We start from the raw sequence: 18,036 nt of genomic DNA on the forward strand, positions 1-18,036 counted from the left end.
TTCTATGAAAACTTTAAATGATTTTCCGTATTTAGAAACAGAACGTTTTATATTGCGACCAATAGAAGTGAAGGATGCCGAGGAAGTATTCCATTATTTCTCGCAAGATGAAGTGACAAGATATTATGATTTGGATACATTTCAGGATAGCAAAGAAGCGATTCAGTTAATTAAAAACTGGCAAAAGCGATTTGCAGATAACGAGGGTATCCGATGGGGAATTGCGACGAAGGATAACGATAAAGTAATCGGTAGCTGTGGTTATCATAATTGGGAAAAAGAGCACTTCAAAGCGGAAGTGGGATTTGAAGTGACACCGGAGTATTGGCAAAAAGGAGTCATGACGGAAGTACTAAAGCATGTACTGCAATACGGCTTTGAGAAAATGGGACTCTTCCGAATTGAAGCCCTTTATGACCCTGAAAATACAGCTTCTAAAAATACGCTTGAAAAAGCTGGATTTATATATGAGGGGATATTACGAAAATCATCCTTTGAAAAAGGACGGTTTTGCGATGCCGCTATATGTTCTATTTTGAAGGAAGAGTATATGGATAAGGAGCTATGATTGTGGGTAGTCAAATGCCGAGGCATGTTCAAAGTTTTATGCAGAACTATGTAGAGCTGTTAAATAAGCACTTACCTTCGGACTTAGTAGAAGGCGTATACATATACGGATCGATTGCTCTCGGGGCATTCGATGAAGCGAAGAGTGATATAGATTTTATTGTTTTATTGAGAAGGGCAGTAAATGAACAAGAACTTGCGATGCTTCAAGATATTCATGTACAGATGAACAAATACGCATTTGGAAAAAGAATGGATGGGTTATACACCCAGGCTAGTATGATAGGCAAAACAAATGAAGAATTACTTGCGTATCCATATTGTACAGACGGAATAGTAGAAGTAGGTTATTGGGATGTTAATCATATTACTTGGTGGGTTTTAAAGGAGCATGGTATTACATTGCAAGGCATACCAATTGGAGACTTAAATATTCCTACAAAGTGGGACGATGTTTTAAAAACATTGGCATACAATATGAACAATTATTGGTTTAATAAATCGAAAAAGACCTATTTATTTTTATCTGACAGAATGGTCGAGTTTGCAGCTTGTACAATCAGCAGGATAATTTGTTCGCTTGAGCTAAGAGCTATTTTATCAAAGGACGAGGCAGTTAGGCTATGTATAGACTTGCTACCAGAAAGATGGCATCTCCTTTTAAAGGAAGGTTCTCGTATTCGGTTAAAAGCAAATACAAAATCATTGTACAAAAGCAAATTAAAAAGAGCCAAGGGTTGTAGAGATTTCATATTATATACACATCAATTATGCAATGAAAAATTTTTTATAAGGGGAGCAAGGAATGGAAATTAAATTATTAACGCCAATTGATGCAAGTGCATACTGGGAATTGAGGCTAGAAGCATTACAGCAAAGCCCGGAAGCATTTGCAACAAGTTACGAGGAAGCGATACAAAGAACCAATCCAATTGAACAAGTAGAAAAAAATCTACAAACAGAAGGCAACTACACTTTAGGGGCATTTCAGCAGGGTAAGCTAGTTGGGATGGTTACACTGTCTCAAGAAAGCTACCTTAAAATGAAGCACAGAGCAAATATTTTTGCGATGTATGTGAGCCCACAAGCTCGTGGATTAGGAGCAGGAAAAGCGTTGCTTATAGAAGCAATTGATAAAGCGAAATCCATAGAAAAAATCGAAAAGATAAATTTGTCTGTCGTGTCAACAAATGAGACAGCAAAGAACCTATATAGCCAATTGGGATTTAAAGTTTTTGGTATAGAGGAAAAAGCATTGAAAGTTGCTGATACATATTACGATGAAGATCATATGGTACTTAGTTTGAAGTAGAAGGATATACGTGAGAAGTGTCGAAGTAGTTATGGAATTATACAAAGGAGGTAAAAGGCTATAGAAACAGATAAGTTAGTTGATAGCTCAAATGTAAATGATAAGCAAGTGGTCTACCATTCTCCTATTCGGTCTATATTCGATAAATTCTCTCGCACCAAAGATGCTTCATTGGTTTATGGAGAGCCGATTGAACTCGAAGATAAACGCATACTCCCCGTTGCAAAAGTTAATTATTATGTTGGGGGTGGCGGTGGTTACTCCGATGCGAGTGAAAATACCGCTACTGCCCAAGGTGAAGGTGGAGGGGGCCATTTTGCTATTAAACCAATAGGAGTCTTTGAAATCACACCTGAAAAAGTGAAGTTTAAACCAGTCATTAATATTTATTTCATTTTAACGATTTTTAGTGTGGTTACGCTTGGACTTGGGTTTTTATTGAAAAGATCTCGAAAATAAATAATAGAAAGAACATCCGCTGAAGAACTAAGATTTAGCGGATTTTCTTCGTTTTCTTCTGACGTAAGTTAATAAAAGAAGTGCGGTAATGGCGCCAGCAGTATCCAGTATTACATCTTGAGCAGAAGCCGTGCGTCCACTTGTAAAAGATTGATGCAGCTCATCCGCTACTGCAAAGAGCATTGTGAGAACAATAGCTGTAATTGTTCGAAATTTACGAGTAGGTAAAGCAGCAAAGATTGCAAGTGCAATCACACCGAAATATAAGAAATGCGTCCCTTTTCGAATCAAAAACTCGACGAATGCATAGTATCCTCGTTCTTCAATGGAAACTAGAATGCCCCAGTAAGGGATTTGAAATAAGGATAGAAAAGACTCCAAAGGTTTACCTGGTAACCATTTCTCAAGCACTGGAATGAGAGATTGCTGCTCGGCTGTTTGTCCAGACGAAATGAAAACAACGATAAGTAAAAAAAGTAAAGGAATAATTTTTTTCATACCAAAACAGTAACATAAAAACAAGAAGTTTTCATAGGCCTGTTTAAATAAGCTATAGTAATTAGAGAAAAATAAAAACTGGAGGTATGGAACGACATGTCTAAACTTACACCATTTCTAATGTTCGAAGGTCGAGCAGAAGAAGCGATTAATTTTTACACATCCGTTTTCAAGGAATCGAAGATCATTCGTTTAGCTCATTACGGAGCGGAAGGACCAGGAGAAGAAGGAGAAGTATCGCAAGCGGTATTTTCCATTAATGGACAAGAATTTCTTTGTCATGATAGCTCTATTCAACACCAATTCACGTTTACACCTTCTATTTCATTATTTGTAGAATGTGATTCTGAGGAAGAACTCGATCATGCATATGCGCAGCTTTTGGAAGGTGGACAAGCCTTAATGCCGATTAACAATTATGGCTTCAGCAAAAAGTTCGGCTGGGTGCAAGATAAGTTTGGAGTTTCATGGCAATTAAATTTATCAAATTAAAGCATTTAAAAAAACCCGAAGAGCAACGAAATGCTCTTCGGGTTTCCTTTTACTTAATCGGTATCCAGATTTCTGAATAATAATCCTCGCTCGAAGCATTCCCATTTGAATACACTTCTAACTCAGGAGTTCCAGCAGGGACATACGGATTAGAAGGGAACCATTCGGAATAGATTTGTTTCCATGTATCCTGCATCGCATGGGGCATGGCGCCGTGTACTTCAAAAATAACCCATTTTGAAGCAGGAATTTCTAATGATGATAAATTTTCTGGAACATCTCCCACATGCGCAGAAGCAATCCAGTAGTCCATTAGGCCGCTATCTTTCCGACTCTCATCCACAACACATACACCGAGTACGCCTTCAATTACCCCATTGTTTAATTGGAAAAGCAGGTCATCTGTGCCGTTTGTGTTTACCTCATCCCAAAATAGCGGGATATTTTTCAAATTTTCACCTGTTTTACAGTTATACGTTCTTTTTACTCCAACAACTTGGAAACTTTCTTTTTCCACAATCTTATACTTCATTGGTTCTGCTCCTTTCAACCTCACCTGGATGACCAGGCGATTGTATGATTGTAAATTACCTAGTTTCTTTCGTGCATCACTCGGCGTCACGCCATGCTGCTTTCGAAAGGCCTTCGTAAAGGCTTCGGGAGTGTCGTAGCCATATTTATAGGATAGGTCGATGATTTTACTATCGCTATTTATTAATTCCTGCGCTGCTAATGTCAATCTTCTACGACGAATATAATCGGCGATAGACATATCAGTTAAAATGGAAAACGTTCGTTGAAAATGAAAGACCGATGAATTTGCCACTTTAGCAATTTGTTCCATCGTCAACTCATCCAGTAAGTTTGCTTCTATATAATTGATTGTTCTTTGTATCGATTCAACCCATCCTATGACCCTCACCTCTTATACATCATAAATAATAACTGCTACAGAATCCTGTCATCAAATGCTCACTTTGGACAGTTTTCATTTAGCTAAAAGATGATCCACAATCACTTTTGGGCGAACATCTAATGAAGGGAGATCATCCATATCAACCCAGATTGGTTCATATAGCCCTCTTTGAACAGAAGTGTGAGAGTATTCTTCGCCTGTACCCGTTCCAAATTTGCCACCAATAATATCAGCAAGGAAAAAGTGCTGCCTTCCGTTATACTCTAATACTTTAAAAGGACGTTGAATACGTACATGTACCCCTAGCTCTTCATACGTTTCTCGGATTGCCGCTTCCTCTGGTGTTTCCCCATCCTCAATACCTCCGCCTGGAAATACATAATAGGTTTTATGTGGTTTCGTTCTTTTGATCAAGGCAATTCGACCATTTTCAATAATGACAGTTGCTCCTCTGTTTCTTATATAAATACACCTTCCAATCTAATGATAGTAGACAGAACATTCGAACTCATACTAGTATTATTATATATCAAACTAAAGGGTGAGAGTTAATATGGAGATATTCGAAATTCAACAAAGGCCTGAATTCTTTAATGAAGCTGTGAAAGTATTTTGGGAACAATGGGGAAATGAAAGTAACTATAAATTTTACGAAGATTGTATGATTCATTCAGGTAAAGCACCCAATTCTCTGCCGAGATTTTATGTGGCGATCGAAAATGATGCCATTATTGGTACCTATGCATTGCTTCGAAATGATATTAATAGTCGCCAAGATTTGTTTCCATGGTTGGCCTGTCTATATGTAAATCCAGCTTTTAGAGGGAATTCTATAGGTGAACAGCTTTTAGAACATGGACTACAAGTGACTGCGAGGCTAGGGCATGAAAAACTATATTTATCCAGTGACTTAGAGGGATATTATGAGCAATATGGTTGGACAAATTCTACCAAAACCTATGGTCCTTTTGGTGGCTCGATCAAGGTGTATGAAAAAGTGGCTGACTAAGATAGGAGGATGAAAATGATTCACGTATTATTTGTTTGTCTAGGGAACATTTGTCGATCTCCTATGGCGGAGGCAGTTTTTAGAAAACTAATAGAGAAAGAGAAGTTAAGTGATCAAATTAAAGTGGACTCTGCTGCGACGAGTGCTTGGCACATAGGAGACCCGCCTCATCGAGGAACAATTACGAAGCTGGAGGAATATAATATTTCTACGGAAGGAATGACTGGACGACAATTACAAAAAGAGGACTTTCAGAAATTTGATTATATTATAGGGATGGATCACAGTAATGTAACCAATATTCGACAAATACTTGGACAGCCAGATCATCCAAAAGTTATGCGTTTCTTAGATTTAACTGAACATGAAAAAGATGTGCCAGACCCTTACTATACAGGAGATTTTCAAGAGACATATGATCTTGTAATAGAAGGTTGCCAAGCATTATTAGACAAAGTGAAAAGAGAACATAAAGAGCTGTCAAGATGATGGCTCTTTTTCATTAATGAAATTGTCTCATACAAGTTAGAAAGTGTTGAAAATGCGAGAGTGAGGAGACATTGAATTGAACTTATTTGTCATTGGGGATGTGCATGGCTGTTATGTAACATTTTTGAAGATGATAGATCGATGGGATAAAGAAACGGAAATACTGATTCAGCTGGGAGATTTAATAGACCGAGGAAACGGATCCCCGGAAGTTGTAAAACTGGCAAGGCACTTAAAGAAAACATACAGAGACCAAGCAGTTTTTATAAAAGGTAACCATGAATATGAGATGATAGAACATATAACAAATCCTCCAAATAATAATTGGTTAAAGCAAGGTGGTTCGGAAACATTGCACCAATACTTGGCGACTGGCCAAGACATTAAAGATGACGTAAGCTGGTTGCGGACTATGCCTTTGTATTGGGGGAATGATCACGTCTTTATAAGCCATGCGGGTATTTCTGAAACAGCAAATAATCCATTCAATGAAACGAGTGAATACGGTATTTTGTGGAATAGAGGTCCATTGAAAAATATACAAAAACTGCAGATTATCGGCCATACCCCAGGTGATTGGCCTATATATGATAGGCAAAGTAATTCTTGGAATATTGACACAGCCGCCGTCTTTGGCAATCAGTTAACTGGAATGAAATTAAAGCAATCTGGGGAATTAATTGATTGGATACACATTAATACAGACAAGAGGGATATGAGGAAAAGGAGATAAAAGGGGACAAGGGAGATGCCTAAAATTATTCATGAAACATATATGGAGGCGCCAATAGTAAAATGTTTTGACCTTGCTCGCAGCGTGGAAACACATATAGAAACAACTTCAAATACAAACGAAAAAGCAGTTGCAGGGGTCACAACAGGACTATTGCAACTAGGAGATAGTGTTACGTGGGAAGCAATTCATTTTGGTGTAAAACTAAAACTAACGGCAAAAATCGTAGCTATGGATGCACCGCAAACTTTTACGGATGTAATGGTTCGAGGGGCTTTTCATTCTTTTACGCATATCCATATATTTACTGAAAGTAAGGAAGGGACACTTATGAAAGACGTATTTACGTATAGAGCCCCTTTCGGAGTGTTAGGAAAGATAGCAGATTATTTATTTTTAGAAAAATACATGGAGAATTTTATTGTTTCTAGAGCTAGCGAATTAAAGAAAATAGCAGAAAAGAATATAGAAGAAACCTTTTAAAGGAGAACAAATAGATGGTATATATATATTATCAAGAGATACCGAAGACTCATGTACTTAATGGTATTATGGAACTTCATAAGCATGTTTTTGAAGGGGCAGAGCTAAAATTAGAAGAACTAACTGATAAGAAGAACCTATTAATATTTGTAGCAGTAGACAGTAATCGCATCGTGGGGTTCAAAATCGGATATGAGTATAATGAACAAACGTTTTATAGCTGGCTAGGAGGGGTACATTCAGACTATCGAGGGAAACGCATTGCATCTGAACTTATGCGACAGCAACATGAGAAAGTAAAATCTCTTGGCTTTTCTAAGGTTCGAACTATATCTCGAAACAAAAGGCGAGCTATGTTATTGCTAAACATTAAATTTGGCTTCGATATAGTAGAAACGTTTATGAGTGAAAAAGGGACACATAAAATTGTATTAGAGAAAGAACTTTCTTAATGAAGAGGCGTTCTGTAGGAGTCAGAGAGCCTCTGTATATATTTTACAAAAGATGAAAAGAGTTTTAATAACACATTGAAAGAAATACTGTATAATGATTTGAACACTCGACGAAAGCCACGGTATTACGTTAGAAAGAGGTGGAAGTAAATATGGAGATCATATTGCTTATTATTGTTATTAATGTTGTATATATGACATTAACTACTTTACGTTTGATATTAGTTATTAAAGGTTACAGAGTAGTAGCATCGTTCTTGTCTATGGCAGAAGTGTTTGTCTATTTAATGGGATTAACGATGGTTCTTGATAATCTGGACGAGCCTTTAAATATTGTTGCTTATTGTGCTGGATGGGGTCTTGGCGTGTATTGTGGAAGTATTATTGAAAATCGATTAGCACTAGGCTATGTCGTATTTGACGTAATCGTCGACTCATTAGAAATAGAAATTCCAATTCAAGTTCGTGCAAAAGGCTATGGTGTCACATCGTGGGTGGCGGATGGAAAAGACGGAAAACGTCTTTGTATGAAAGTACTAGCTAAGAGAAAAAACGAATTAAAGCTAAGAGACTACATTCTGTCGTTATCGCCGAAAGCGTTTATCATTTCATATGAACCAACTAGATTTAACGGTGGTTTCTTAATCAGACCATCTAAATAGAAAAAGAACGAGCTATTTTTCGAGGAATCGAGAAAGGCTCGTTTTTAGTAATAAAGAAATTCGTCAATAATGTTAATTGCCTGTAAAATAAGAGTAATATGCTAAAGGGGATGTTAACATGGCGAAATACGAAGCAAAGATGAAAGAAACAGAAAGCAGTGTCATTGAATTTATTGAAACTGTGGATAGTCCTAAAAAGAGGGAAGATGCCTATAAGTTGCTAGAAATTTTCAGTGAAGCAACTGGCTATGAGGCGAAAATGTGGGGACCAAGTATTATTGGTTTTGGATCGTATCATTATAAATATGCGACAGGTCATGAAGGAGATGCGCCGCTTGTTGGTTTCTCTCCCCGTAAAGCAAAAATCAGTTTGTATTTCGCGACTGGGGATACGGAACGTGAAATTATCCTAGAGAGATTTGGCAAGCATACGACTGGAAAAGCATGCGTGTATATTAATAAAGTAGCGGATATTGATGTAGAGGTGTTAAAAGAATTAATCAACAGATCTATTACGTTTTTGCAAGAAACATATGGAAGTTAATGTATTTATTTTGCTAAGGGATAAACAATTAATGTATAATACTTAAAGTAGGAAAATGAATCGAAAGAGAGTGGGACTTTATGGGTCGTAAATGGAATAATATTAAAGAAAAAAAAAGCTTCCAAAGACGCGAATACTAGCCGTATCTATGCAAAATTTGGACGTGAAATATACGTAGCTGCAAGACAAGGTGAACCTGATCCTACTTCTAACCAAGCATTAAAAGTAGTATTAGAACGTGCGAAAACATACAGTGTGCCAAAGCATATTATTGATAAAGCAATTGAAAAAGCAAAAGGCGGATCGGAAGAAAGCTATGACGAGCTTCGTTACGAAGGTTTCGGTCCAAACGGTTCAATGGTAATCGTCGATGCGTTAACTAACAACGTAAACCGAACAGCATCCGATGTGCGCGCAGCATTCGGTAAAAATGGTGGGAACATGGGTGTCAGTGGTTCGGTTGCGTATATGTTTGATGCAACTGCTGTCATTGGGATCGAAGGCAAGACAGCTGACGAAGTATTGGAGCTTTTGATGGAAGCAGATGTAGACGCTCGTGATATTATAGAAGAAGAGGATTCTGTTATCGTTTATGCTGAACCAGATCAATTCCATGCAGTGCAAGAAGCATTAAGAGCGGCTGGAATCGAAGAGTTTACAGTTGCAGAGCTATCAATGCTTGCACAAAACGACATTTCCTTGGAAGCAGATGCACAAGTACAATTCGAAAAAATGATCGATGCAATAGAAGATTTAGAAGACGTTCAACAAGTTTACCATAACGTAGATTTAGGAGAATAATAGAGAAAAAGGTTGTCTCATCAGTAGTTATACTACTAATGAGGCAACCTTTTTCTTTTTTTAGAATTGGAAAAGTGAAATTTTGAGTTTAGTTGGAAAAATAACAAATTTAGTTGGAATAATAGCAGGTTTAGTTGGAAAATTGAACTGCTTAGTTGGAATAGCAATATTCAAGGAGGAACTTTCGACGTGAATAAAGGGGGGATTAATAATGAAAAAATGGCCTCTATTTCTTGTAAGCATTTTCGTTTGTATATTAATGGGCTGTAGTGAGAATGAAAGGGAAGAAGTAGGAAAACTAACAAGAGTTGATGTTTTTAAAGTTAATGATGAGGTAATGATTATCGCAGACCAGGATAACATTGATGTATTAAGTCAGGTATTTGAAGAGATTAAATGGGAACAAAATGTAAAAGCAGAAATGTCGAGAAAAGAAGATGGTAAAGTTGTTTTGTTCATGGAAATAGATAAGAATATGCCAGAGCGTTTGAATACTTTATCCCGCATTAACGGGCAGTAAGACTCTTACTTCAAGATGTAAGAAAAGCGAAAAGATAAGTGGGAGATCAACTGCTGGCATGCGCCCGATTGAATGATCGCAGACTAAGTACGCAACATCGTGTTGCTCCTGCGCAAAGCTCGTCGCAAAATAAAAGAGCGTTTGCAACATCTGTGTGACCCACATCGTGTGGGGCTCAACTAACAATCAGTGGGGGATGACGGGGACTAAAAGCGCGACGTCCATGTTGCAACATCCTCACTAGCACGTCCTGTGCGTCGAAAACCCCCACTGATTGAAGTTTCACTTTATCTGGTTTGAAGGAAATGGAACAGCCATTATTTATGAACAGGAACGAAAACTCTCTTGCAAAACTAGAGGAAAAAAGCACCAACATATTAAAGAGTAATATTAACTTTGAGTAAAACAGCCAAACTGAAAATCAGTAGGCTGTTTTATTATTATGTTGCTGATTTTTTCCGACGATAATTCCATTGCTGATATTGAAAACGTACAAAGCAACCAATACAAAAACCAAGAATTGCAATGAGTGCAGCTAAACCAACCATGATTGTAGCTACATTAAATAATATAGACCAATTGAATAAAAAACTGACAGTTGCAATGAATAAGAAGCCTACTGCTAGCCACTGGTTAAACCTTAGTTGGGCATAATCTTCTTGAATATATTCATTTAAAGGTTTAGATAAAAACCGTTTTACAATTACTAAAATAGGATGAAACCCAGTTAATAAGCTAGAGAGATTTGCAATTAGAGGGAGGAATAGGATCCATGCTGATTGTGTAATAAGCGCAATGATTACGGACAAAACAATTGTCCATTGATTTACCATGACTAGAGGTTTTGGAATTGTTTTCATCTTAAAACCTACTTTACATATTGGATTTATTATATTATATGTTAGGTTTAGTTAAATGTAAATACAAATAAACTAATTACAGGTAGTAGAAAAATCGAAGGGGCTATCCCGGATTAGCTTGAAAGTGCTAGATAGTGAAGCGTGGCAATAAGAGAAGGAGGTATTCATAAACAGTAATAAGCCTTACTCAATTAAGAGTGAGGCTTATTACTGTAGACAAATTGGTCAAATGTATATGAGAAAAGTGAGGGGAGAGAATTCTTTGACACTTCTTGAGAGCAATTGTTGCGATCTCAAGATTTTTTTTCAAATTCACAAATATCAATCCATTTCTGTAAAGAAACAATCACTTCCTTGAAGGCAAAACCTTTTGCAGTAAGCTCATATTCTACTTTTTTGGTAGAGGATTCAAGTAGTTTTTTATTGACTAAGTTGGCATCAACTAAATCATTTAGTCTTTCAGAAAGTAATCGGTCAGAAATACCGGGGATGCTTGAAAGAATTTCGTTATAACGTTTTGATCCCGATAGCAATGTGTAAATAATCATCCCCATCCAACGTTTACCGATAAATTCAATGGCCTGATGATAGTTACTACAATAGCTATTATTTATATTGGTATCATTCGTTTTATCCAATAACAAAACCTCCATTAAATCATTCGTTTTCTTTTATTGTAGCATATAGTTCTTTTTTATTGACGAATAAACTTACTAATGGTAAGCTCTTTTAGTACAAAAACTTACTAATAGTAAGTTTCGGGAGGAAATAATATGTCGACAGAAAAAGATTCAAATCTATATACAATTATGCATGCTAGAAAATCAGTTAGAGTTTACGATCCCAATTTTAAAGTTTCACAACATGCGTTAGAGGAAATTATTAAAGAAGCAACCTCTGCACCGTCTTCGAGTAATCTTCAAGCTTGGAAATTCCTTGTCATTCAAGATGACAAAACAAAAGTAGAACTTCGCGCTATAGCGAATAACCAAGAACAAGTAGAAACTTCATCGGCAGTTATTGCAGTATTAGGAAATGCTGAAATGTATAAAAATGTCGAACAAATATATACACAAAATGTAGCTGAAGGCTATATGGATGAGGCTACAAAGGATTTAATGATTAACAATACAAATCGTACTTATCCTTTTGCTTCATTGGAAACGAGAAAAAATATTGCTACTTTTGATGCTGGTCTTATTGCAATGCAATTGATGTTAGTTGCAAAAGAAAAAGGATTAGATACGGTGACAATGGGTGGATTCGATAAAGTGAAGTTTGCAGAAAGATTCCAATTACCTGAGCATATTTTCCCTATTGTACTCATTGCCATTGGTAAAGCAGCTGCACCAGCATACGGGTCATCCCGTCTACCACTAAGTGAAATTGTTCAATTTACTTAATGTATCCAATTAACCTTTACATCTATTTTGTAGACTATTTTTTGTAGGATTTATAGGCTGTATACCAAACGATTAAACAGGTTGGTATACAGTTTTTTTTGTATGAGAAGCAGAATCCGACATAGAAATGTGTTATCTATATAAAAACATATAGTAATATTTTATAAGGCATACGACAGATGTCATTCATATATTTCCTGGGAAATTGACAAAAATCGATGCTTTACTACAAGTATGTTACTGGTGCAAGGCACCAGTAACATATCTGTAATCATTTTTTCTTTAGTTCATTGATTTGTTTAGTTAATGCTATAAACTGTTGATCCAACTCGTTATATTTGGCATCTTTTTTCTGCAAGTAGCTTAATTGTCCTAGCACTGCTTGTCGTTCGGTTTCTAATTTTAATAACTCTTTTTCACGTACAGATTCATTCTTTTTATGCATCCACTCGCTATAGCCCATTTCTACTTTCCGAATCGTTTTATTTTCAAAGACGAGTAGTTTATTCGTTAGCTTTTCTAAAAAATAACGGTCATGTGTGACTAATAAAATTGTTCCAGGATAAGACGACAAGGTTTTCTCGAGTTGTTCACGGGATGGAAGATCCAAATGATTTGTTGGTTCATCTAATAGTAAAACGTCTTTTTGGTCTAATATGAATTCCATTAGCTTTAATTTTACTCTTTCTCCCATACTCATTGTGCTAATCGGACGGAACCAGTGATCCTTCGAAAACCCTAAATTCATCATGAGGGTTTGGATTTGGCCACGTGTTTCAAAATCTGTAGGTCCAAAAAACTCAAATGGTGTTTTTTCTTCCGGTAAATCAAATACAGTTTGACGTAGGTAGCCTATATTCATCGCTTCTGACTTCCAAAGTTCTCCTTGGCCGTTTTCTTCGCCTAACAATATGCGGAAAAATGTCGACTTTCCACTCCCATTAGAGCCTAAAATGCCAATTCTTTCTTGAGATTGGACGGTAAAAGTGGCATTTTGGAACAACAATTGATCTTCAATTGTTTTACTCAAGCGTTTGGCTTCTATTACTCGCTTTCCTTTTTTCTTATTTCCTTCAATAGAGAAGGTCACATCTTTTTCTGCCTCCGGTTGATCGATAGTGTTTTTAGAAAGCTCGAGTTCTAAGCGTTTCTTTTTAGAGCGAATTTGCACATCCATTTTCTTTGCTTTCACTCGGTAATATTCTTTATTGAATTCATGTTTAGTTGAATCTGCATGTGCTTTAGCTGACCAGTTTTGTAGCGCAGCCATTTGCTTTTCCACTTGTTTGATCTTTGATTGTTGAGCATCATACATTCGCTGCTTTGTGAGTCTCATTTCTTCTTTCTTTTGACGAAAAGATGTATAGTTACCTGCGTAAACTATTAACTTTTTATTTTCCACTTCCCAAATCCAATTGGCTACTTCGTCTAAAAAATAACGATCATGAGATACTAAAATAATTGTTCCGTGGTAGGACTGAATCTGTTGTTTTAAGAAAGACAAGCTTTCTTGGTCTAAATGATTCGTCGGCTCATCCAATAATAGAAGCTGCGAATTTTCCGCAAATACTCGGGAAAGTCGTCTTTTCATCTTTTCTCCTCCACTTAAATCGTCATACTCTCTATGCACGGGGACAGACCATTTACTGAAATATGACTGCTCCTCATCTGCAAAATCATCGTTCTTAAATTGATCCTCCTCTTGTTTAAAATAGCTGATAGTAGGTGTAGCTCCAAACCATTCTATAGATCCACTGGATGGAATCGTTTCTTTTGCCACCACAGAAAGTAGGGAAGATTTCCCTTCTCCATTCCTTCCTACTATGCCAATAACAGCACCTGTTGGAAGGTCTGCTGTAATATTTTCCAAAATAATCTTTTCCCCAAATGTGATACTAATATTCATTAATTTACCGTGTAATGTCATATAATCCGCTCCTTTTGGAGGAACAAAAAAATCCCTCCGAATATGAATCGGAAGGACTCGTTGCCTTTTAAAAAATACGCAAAAAACCACTACAAAAATAGAGTGTTGTAGAGAATCTTTCGTATTTGATTGAAAAATGGGCAGACTAATCCTATTTCCGATTTTGTAGTGTTTATTTTGTTAAACCTCTACGTAAGAAATAAGATTAAATATCCATTGTCCACCCATCATCCTCTCAAAAATAGTTGTCTTCATTATAGCATATTCTAACTTTCTTTTTTTAAAAACAATTTCACTAATGCAGAAAAGGCGATAATTGAGTATATGATAGCAATGATGAAAAAATCCAAAATTCTTTTCCAAAATAATTTAAGTCGTCCGGTTCAAAAAAATTAATAACATTTACTACTGGAGGAAAGATTAATAATAGCCACTTTAAGAATGACAGCTTTTCCACTATGCCCTCGTAAGAAAGGGTAATTGCAATAATAAGAACTGCAGAAAGCCAAGTATATCTCTTTGGGATAAAGGAAGTGATGGATGAGAAAGAACCAACTAAAATACCGAATATAGCAAATAAAAGATGTATGAAAATGGAGAGCCCCAAATGTATTGGTTGAACTGCTTCTTTGAAGCTGCCCAATAGTAAAGGATAGAAAATCGAAAACAATGTCAACGCTAGCGCAATAAGAAAGCTAATCATCCATTTGCCGAGTAAATAATTAACTTTCCCGACTTGAACAAACAGCATATTTTTTTCTGCTTCCTCTTCAATAGAAAATAAGTTCATTGCTATCCATGTTGTCACGATATACAAGACAATACTTGAAACGGCGTAACTGCTTAATATTTCCACTCCACTATAATGATATAAGACAACTATCCATATTAAAAAGGTTGCAGCTGGGGGAATTATTTTGAAGGAGCGTATATAGCTTTTGAATTGGTATTTTATAAATCCCTGCATCGTTAAATCCTTTCCCTGACATCAAGCACAGAACAATTGTTATTTAAAAGCTTTCTCAACAGATCATCACTTTTGTCTCTAGATATGGTGATGATAGCTATGTCCTCCTCCATATGCAATTCGTTAAATTCAAGTCCTAACAATACGTTTTTGTTTGGAAATCTCACTTTTATTACACGTTGGGAGCTTTTATTTTCTGTCTGAACTAACACGCGTCCATCTTTTACATAAAATATTTGATCTGCAATGTTCTCTACTAACAGGTCTTCATGGGTTGTAAAAATAATGGTCATTTTTGTTTTTAGTTTTTCTAACATAGCCATAAGGTTTTGTTGGGAGCTCGTGTCTAAACCAGTTAAAGGTTCATCTAACAAAAGAATGTCAGGTTTGATAAGAAGTGCTTGAAGGATGCCTACTTTTTGTTTTGTACCCTTTGAACATTTTTTTAGGGGGGTGTTTGTAAAAGACTCTATTTCAAACAAACCGATATATTCAGATAGCTCTGCTTCTATATCCTTCTTAGTCATACCTTGGAAGGTCGCTACTAATGTTAAATATTCCTTTAGTTTGAATCGAAGGTTTTCTGGAAAATGTTCAGGGACATACCCGATTCTTTTTGCATTTCGTACTAACTTTCCGCTTGTTGGGTCATAAATCCCTGCAAGTAGCTTCAATAAGGTGCTTTTACCGGAGCCATTTGATCCTCGAATCGCAATCGATGCATGTTCCTCAATTTGAAAGGAGACATGCTGTAAAATCTCTTTCCCATCAATTTCTTTCTTTAAATCCAATGCTTTTAAAATGACTTTTCCCACTAAACCACCTCCGCTTCGTATATAGTTTAACATGTTTCAGTCTACTTTGATAATTCAATAAGTTATCCTGCTAATATCGACTTTTCTATTTTGTGATGTATTTTTCTTCAATTAAATATCAAAAAATGTATTTAATTTCGTGAAATTTTATGAAAATTCCTGTACAATTACAACATGTTTTTAAGGAGGTATGGAAAATGCAACAATTAGATGCGTATGAAATTATTTCGTACATACAAAATTCAAAAAAGTCGACACAGGTAAAGGTATATGTAAAAGGGAAAGATATCGACAAACTTTCTTTTGGAGAAAATACAAAGGTATTTGGAGAAGGTAACTCACTCGTATTGTTTGGAGAATGGGCTGAGATTGAAGTAGCGCTTAATGATTATGCAGACCTAATAGAAGATATCGTTGTAGAAAATGATAGCAGAAATTCTGCCATCCCTCTATTAGATTTAAAGGGCATCAATGCGCGTATCGAACCAGGTGCTATTATTCGCGATCAAGTAAGTATTGGAGATAATGCTATTATTATGCTAGGAGCCGTTATTAACATAGGAGCGGTAATCGGGGAAGGCTCGATGATTGATATGGGAGCGATTCTTGGTGGACGTGCAACAGTCGGGAAGAACTGTCATATTGGAGCAGGAGCGGTGCTTGCAGGTGTAATTGAACCACCTTCTGCGACTCCAGTTATTGTAGAGGATGATGTATTAATAGGCGCCAATGCAGTTGTCTTAGAAGGCTGCAGAGTAGGAAAAGGAGCTGTTGTAGCAGCGGGAGCAGTCGTAACGAAGGATGTTCCTCCATATTCAGTAGTTGCTGGAACGCCAGCAAGAGTTATAAAAGAAATCGATGATCAAACGCGTTCTAAAACAGAAATTATGCAAGAACTACGTCAACTATAAGAGGGATCAGATGAAAACCTTAATTGAAATTCGACGTGATTTACACCGTATTCCGGAGCTTGGTTTCCAAGAAGTAAAAACGCAAAACTATCTATTAGAACAAATTTCGGCACTTCCACAGGAAAGGTTAACAATCATTCAGTGGAAAACTGGCATTGTTGTAAAGATTAAAGGTATGCAGGGAAAAAAGACCGTCGGCTGGCGTACAGACATCGATGGATTGCCAATAACGGAGGCTACAGATCTACCATTTCAATCGGAGCATAAGGAAAAGATGCATGCATGTGGACATGATGTGCATATGACGGTCGCTTTAGGTTTGCTAAGAAAGCTTGTGGATGACCCGATAAATGATCACGCAGTTATTATTTTTCAACCAGCCGAAGAAGGTCCAGGTGGGGCCTTACCGATGAGAGAATGGTTGAAAAAGGAATATCCAGAGCTTGTACCCGAGCAAATTTATGCATTTCATATAGCGCCAGAATATCCAGTGGGTACAGTGGCTACTCGCCCGGGTCTGCTTTTTGCTAACACTTCCGAACTATTTATCGATTTAGTTGGGAAGGAGGGGCACGCAGCTTTTCCACATCAAGCAAAGGATATGTCCATTGCCGCCGCTACATTGTTACTACAACTTCAAACGATTGTAAGTAGATCCGTTAACCCGATGGATCCTGCAGTTTTAACTATCGGGAAGATGTCTTCTGGTACTGTTCAGAATATCATCTCTGGTCAAGCACGATTAGAAGGAACGATTCGAACGATGGATGCAGCTACAATGACGACTATTAAACAAAAAATAGAATCCTTCTGCCAAGCTGCAGAAATAGCGTTTGATTGCGTCATTCGAATCGATTATGGTTCATCCTATTATCAAGTGAAAAACGACGAGACCTTAGCAAATGATTTTATATCATTCGCTAAGCAAGATCCTATGACTACTACAATCGTTTGTGATGCTGCTATGACTGGAGAGGATTTCGGTTACTTTCTACAAGAAATCCCAGGTGTTTTATTTTGGGCAGGAGTAGAATCACCATTTGGATTGCATCATGCAAAACTGAATCCAAATGAAGCGGTCATTGATTATCTTGTTCCATTTATAGATTCCTATTTTCGAGCGCTTTCAAATAAATGAAAAGTGGAGCCACCTTATATAAAGGTAGCTCCTTCTTTTGTCAGAATAAGCCTTAACAAGACAATTCTTTAGAGAATG

Annotated in this window: 24 protein-coding genes and 1 pseudogene; 17 read left to right on the forward strand and 8 right to left on the reverse strand. The window is 36.8% G+C overall.

All coding sequences use genetic code 11. The features are described 5' to 3' along the window. Positions 1-4: 4 nt before the first annotated feature. From OR571_RS01705 to OR571_RS01720, 4 genes are all read left to right on the forward strand, one after another. On the forward strand, positions 5-568 hold the full coding sequence (locus OR571_RS01705; protein WP_282241140.1) for a GNAT family N-acetyltransferase: 564 nt from the start codon (positions 5-7) through the stop codon (positions 566-568). Between the two features lie 2 nt (positions 569-570). Next, entirely contained in the window at positions 571-1,383 is an 813-nt protein-coding gene (locus OR571_RS01710; RefSeq protein ID WP_282241141.1) for a nucleotidyltransferase domain-containing protein, read from the forward strand. Further along, positions 1,373-1,879: a GNAT family N-acetyltransferase gene (locus OR571_RS01715; RefSeq protein ID WP_282241142.1), complete on the forward strand. Its 507-nt coding sequence runs from the start codon at positions 1,373-1,375 to the stop codon at positions 1,877-1,879. Before OR571_RS01710 ends, OR571_RS01715 begins: the two co-directional genes overlap by 11 nt. 171 nt (positions 1,880-2,050) lie before the next feature. Then, a complete protein-coding gene (locus OR571_RS01720; protein ID WP_282241143.1) occupies positions 2,051-2,338 on the forward strand; it encodes a GerW family sporulation protein in 288 nt (95 codons plus the stop codon). A 27-nt stretch (positions 2,339-2,365) separates the two neighbouring features. Here the strand turns inward: OR571_RS01720 and OR571_RS01725 are convergent, their stop codons facing one another. Beyond that, entirely contained in the window at positions 2,366-2,836 is a 471-nt protein-coding gene (locus OR571_RS01725) for a VanZ family protein (protein WP_282241144.1), read from the reverse strand. 96 nt (positions 2,837-2,932) lie between these two features. Between OR571_RS01725 and OR571_RS01730 the strand changes: the two genes are divergently transcribed. Continuing rightward, positions 2,933-3,328 (forward strand): VOC family protein, encoded by a 396-nt coding sequence (locus tag OR571_RS01730; RefSeq protein ID WP_282241145.1) that lies wholly within the window; start codon positions 2,933-2,935, stop codon positions 3,326-3,328. 49 nt (positions 3,329-3,377) lie between these two features. On the opposite strand, the gene OR571_RS01735 is transcribed toward OR571_RS01730, so the two are convergent. Together OR571_RS01735 and OR571_RS01740 are read right to left on the reverse strand one after the other, a co-directional pair. After that, positions 3,378-4,241, reverse strand: coding sequence for an AraC family transcriptional regulator (locus OR571_RS01735; protein ID WP_282241485.1), 864 nt, complete (start codon positions 4,239-4,241; stop codon positions 3,378-3,380). A gap of 75 nt (positions 4,242-4,316) precedes the next feature. Next, positions 4,317-4,706 carry an NUDIX hydrolase gene (locus tag OR571_RS01740; RefSeq protein ID WP_282241486.1) on the reverse strand — a complete coding sequence of 130 codons (390 nt, stop codon included), beginning with the start codon at positions 4,704-4,706 and terminating at the stop codon, positions 4,317-4,319. Between the two features lie 91 nt (positions 4,707-4,797). Here OR571_RS01740 and OR571_RS01745 point away from each other — a divergent pair, with 91 nt between their 5' ends. The 9 genes and pseudogenes from OR571_RS01745 to OR571_RS01785 all read left to right on the forward strand — a co-directional run bounded on the left by OR571_RS01745 (position 4,798) and on the right by OR571_RS01785 (position 9,937). Beyond that, positions 4,798-5,253, forward strand: coding sequence for a GNAT family N-acetyltransferase (locus tag OR571_RS01745; protein WP_282241146.1), 456 nt, complete (start codon positions 4,798-4,800; stop codon positions 5,251-5,253). Between the two features lie 15 nt (positions 5,254-5,268). Next, on the forward strand, positions 5,269-5,742 hold the full coding sequence (locus OR571_RS01750; protein ID WP_282241147.1) for a low molecular weight protein-tyrosine-phosphatase: 474 nt from the start codon (positions 5,269-5,271) through the stop codon (positions 5,740-5,742). Between the two features lie 76 nt (positions 5,743-5,818). Next, the gene (locus OR571_RS01755; RefSeq protein WP_282241148.1) at positions 5,819-6,475 is read left to right on the forward strand and encodes a metallophosphoesterase family protein; all 657 of its coding nucleotides are present in this window, start codon (positions 5,819-5,821) and stop codon (positions 6,473-6,475) included. A gap of 15 nt (positions 6,476-6,490) precedes the next feature. Then, positions 6,491-6,958 (forward strand): SRPBCC family protein, encoded by a 468-nt coding sequence (locus OR571_RS01760; RefSeq protein WP_282241149.1) that lies wholly within the window; start codon positions 6,491-6,493, stop codon positions 6,956-6,958. A gap of 14 nt (positions 6,959-6,972) precedes the next feature. Further along, positions 6,973-7,410 (forward strand): GNAT family N-acetyltransferase, encoded by a 438-nt coding sequence (locus OR571_RS01765; protein WP_282241150.1) that lies wholly within the window; start codon positions 6,973-6,975, stop codon positions 7,408-7,410. 152 nt (positions 7,411-7,562) lie between these two features. After that, positions 7,563-8,072 (forward strand): DUF2179 domain-containing protein, encoded by a 510-nt coding sequence (locus tag OR571_RS01770; RefSeq protein ID WP_282241151.1) that lies wholly within the window; start codon positions 7,563-7,565, stop codon positions 8,070-8,072. Positions 8,073-8,190: 118 nt separating this feature from the next. Then, positions 8,191-8,616 (forward strand): DUF1801 domain-containing protein, encoded by a 426-nt coding sequence (locus OR571_RS01775; protein WP_282241152.1) that lies wholly within the window; start codon positions 8,191-8,193, stop codon positions 8,614-8,616. A gap of 80 nt (positions 8,617-8,696) precedes the next feature. Further along, positions 8,697-9,417, forward strand: a pseudogene (locus OR571_RS01780) (YebC/PmpR family DNA-binding transcriptional regulator). Positions 9,418-9,628: 211 nt separating this feature from the next. Further along, complete coding sequence (locus OR571_RS01785) at positions 9,629-9,937, forward strand: hypothetical protein (protein ID WP_282241153.1); 309 nt, start codon at positions 9,629-9,631, stop codon at positions 9,935-9,937. Between the two features lie 440 nt (positions 9,938-10,377). On the opposite strand, the gene OR571_RS01790 is transcribed toward OR571_RS01785, so the two are convergent. Together OR571_RS01790 and OR571_RS01795 are read right to left on the reverse strand one after the other, a co-directional pair. Further along, positions 10,378-10,797, reverse strand: coding sequence for a DUF4395 domain-containing protein (locus tag OR571_RS01790; protein WP_282241154.1), 420 nt, complete (start codon positions 10,795-10,797; stop codon positions 10,378-10,380). Positions 10,798-11,090: 293 nt separating this feature from the next. Continuing rightward, a complete protein-coding gene (locus OR571_RS01795; RefSeq protein WP_282241155.1) occupies positions 11,091-11,450 on the reverse strand; it encodes a winged helix-turn-helix transcriptional regulator in 360 nt (119 codons plus the stop codon). Between the two features lie 120 nt (positions 11,451-11,570). Here OR571_RS01795 and OR571_RS01800 point away from each other — a divergent pair, with 120 nt between their 5' ends. Then, the gene (locus OR571_RS01800; RefSeq protein WP_282241156.1) at positions 11,571-12,200 is read left to right on the forward strand and encodes a nitroreductase family protein; all 630 of its coding nucleotides are present in this window, start codon (positions 11,571-11,573) and stop codon (positions 12,198-12,200) included. Positions 12,201-12,471: 271 nt separating this feature from the next. Here the strand turns inward: OR571_RS01800 and abc-f are convergent, their stop codons facing one another. The 3 genes from abc-f to OR571_RS01815 all read right to left on the reverse strand — a co-directional run bounded on the left by abc-f (position 12,472) and on the right by OR571_RS01815 (position 15,909). Continuing rightward, positions 12,472-14,127 carry a ribosomal protection-like ABC-F family protein gene (abc-f, locus tag OR571_RS01805; RefSeq protein ID WP_282241157.1) on the reverse strand — a complete coding sequence of 552 codons (1,656 nt, stop codon included), beginning with the start codon at positions 14,125-14,127 and terminating at the stop codon, positions 12,472-12,474. 295 nt (positions 14,128-14,422) lie between these two features. Next, positions 14,423-14,935 carry a hypothetical protein gene (locus tag OR571_RS01810; protein WP_282241158.1) on the reverse strand — a complete coding sequence of 171 codons (513 nt, stop codon included), beginning with the start codon at positions 14,933-14,935 and terminating at the stop codon, positions 14,423-14,425. A 161-nt stretch (positions 14,936-15,096) separates the two neighbouring features. Next, positions 15,097-15,909 carry an ATP-binding cassette domain-containing protein gene (locus OR571_RS01815; RefSeq protein ID WP_282241159.1) on the reverse strand — a complete coding sequence of 271 codons (813 nt, stop codon included), beginning with the start codon at positions 15,907-15,909 and terminating at the stop codon, positions 15,097-15,099. A 197-nt stretch (positions 15,910-16,106) separates the two neighbouring features. On the opposite strand from OR571_RS01815, the gene dapD reads away from it, so the two are divergent. Together dapD and OR571_RS01825 are read left to right on the forward strand one after the other, a co-directional pair. Further along, on the forward strand, positions 16,107-16,820 hold the full coding sequence (dapD, locus tag OR571_RS01820; protein WP_282241160.1) for a 2,3,4,5-tetrahydropyridine-2,6-dicarboxylate N-acetyltransferase: 714 nt from the start codon (positions 16,107-16,109) through the stop codon (positions 16,818-16,820). Between the two features lie 10 nt (positions 16,821-16,830). After that, the gene (locus tag OR571_RS01825; protein ID WP_282241161.1) at positions 16,831-17,958 is read left to right on the forward strand and encodes an N-acetyldiaminopimelate deacetylase; all 1,128 of its coding nucleotides are present in this window, start codon (positions 16,831-16,833) and stop codon (positions 17,956-17,958) included. Positions 17,959-18,036 lie beyond the last annotated feature (78 nt).

Source organism: Psychrobacillus sp. NEAU-3TGS, assembly GCF_029955155.1.
In the GTDB taxonomy this organism is placed as follows: domain Bacteria; phylum Bacillota; class Bacilli; order Bacillales_A; family Planococcaceae; genus Psychrobacillus.

Coding starts and splice junctions, on each gene's coding strand:
- OR571_RS01705 (WP_282241140.1), top strand. CDS start 5: ATGAAAACTTTAAATGATTTTCCGTATTTAGAAACAGAACGTTTTATA.
- OR571_RS01715 (WP_282241142.1), top strand. CDS start 1,373: ATGGAAATTAAATTATTAACGCCAATTGATGCAAGTGCATACTGGGAA.
- OR571_RS01725 (WP_282241144.1), bottom strand. CDS start 2,836: ATGAAAAAAATTATTCCTTTACTTTTTTTACTTATCGTTGTTTTCATT.
- OR571_RS01730 (WP_282241145.1), top strand. CDS start 2,933: ATGTCTAAACTTACACCATTTCTAATGTTCGAAGGTCGAGCAGAAGAA.
- OR571_RS01745 (WP_282241146.1), top strand. CDS start 4,798: ATGGAGATATTCGAAATTCAACAAAGGCCTGAATTCTTTAATGAAGCT.
- OR571_RS01750 (WP_282241147.1), top strand. CDS start 5,269: ATGATTCACGTATTATTTGTTTGTCTAGGGAACATTTGTCGATCTCCT.
- OR571_RS01760 (WP_282241149.1), top strand. CDS start 6,491: ATGCCTAAAATTATTCATGAAACATATATGGAGGCGCCAATAGTAAAA.
- OR571_RS01765 (WP_282241150.1), top strand. CDS start 6,973: ATGGTATATATATATTATCAAGAGATACCGAAGACTCATGTACTTAAT.
- OR571_RS01770 (WP_282241151.1), top strand. CDS start 7,563: ATGGAGATCATATTGCTTATTATTGTTATTAATGTTGTATATATGACA.
- OR571_RS01775 (WP_282241152.1), top strand. CDS start 8,191: ATGGCGAAATACGAAGCAAAGATGAAAGAAACAGAAAGCAGTGTCATT.
- OR571_RS01785 (WP_282241153.1), top strand. CDS start 9,629: ATGAAAAAATGGCCTCTATTTCTTGTAAGCATTTTCGTTTGTATATTA.
- OR571_RS01790 (WP_282241154.1), bottom strand. CDS start 10,797: ATGAAAACAATTCCAAAACCTCTAGTCATGGTAAATCAATGGACAATT.
- OR571_RS01795 (WP_282241155.1), bottom strand. CDS start 11,450: ATGGAGGTTTTGTTATTGGATAAAACGAATGATACCAATATAAATAAT.
- OR571_RS01800 (WP_282241156.1), top strand. CDS start 11,571: ATGTCGACAGAAAAAGATTCAAATCTATATACAATTATGCATGCTAGA.
- abc-f (WP_282241157.1), bottom strand. CDS start 14,127: ATGACATTACACGGTAAATTAATGAATATTAGTATCACATTTGGGGAA.
- dapD (WP_282241160.1), top strand. CDS start 16,107: ATGCAACAATTAGATGCGTATGAAATTATTTCGTACATACAAAATTCA.
- OR571_RS01825 (WP_282241161.1), top strand. CDS start 16,831: ATGAAAACCTTAATTGAAATTCGACGTGATTTACACCGTATTCCGGAG.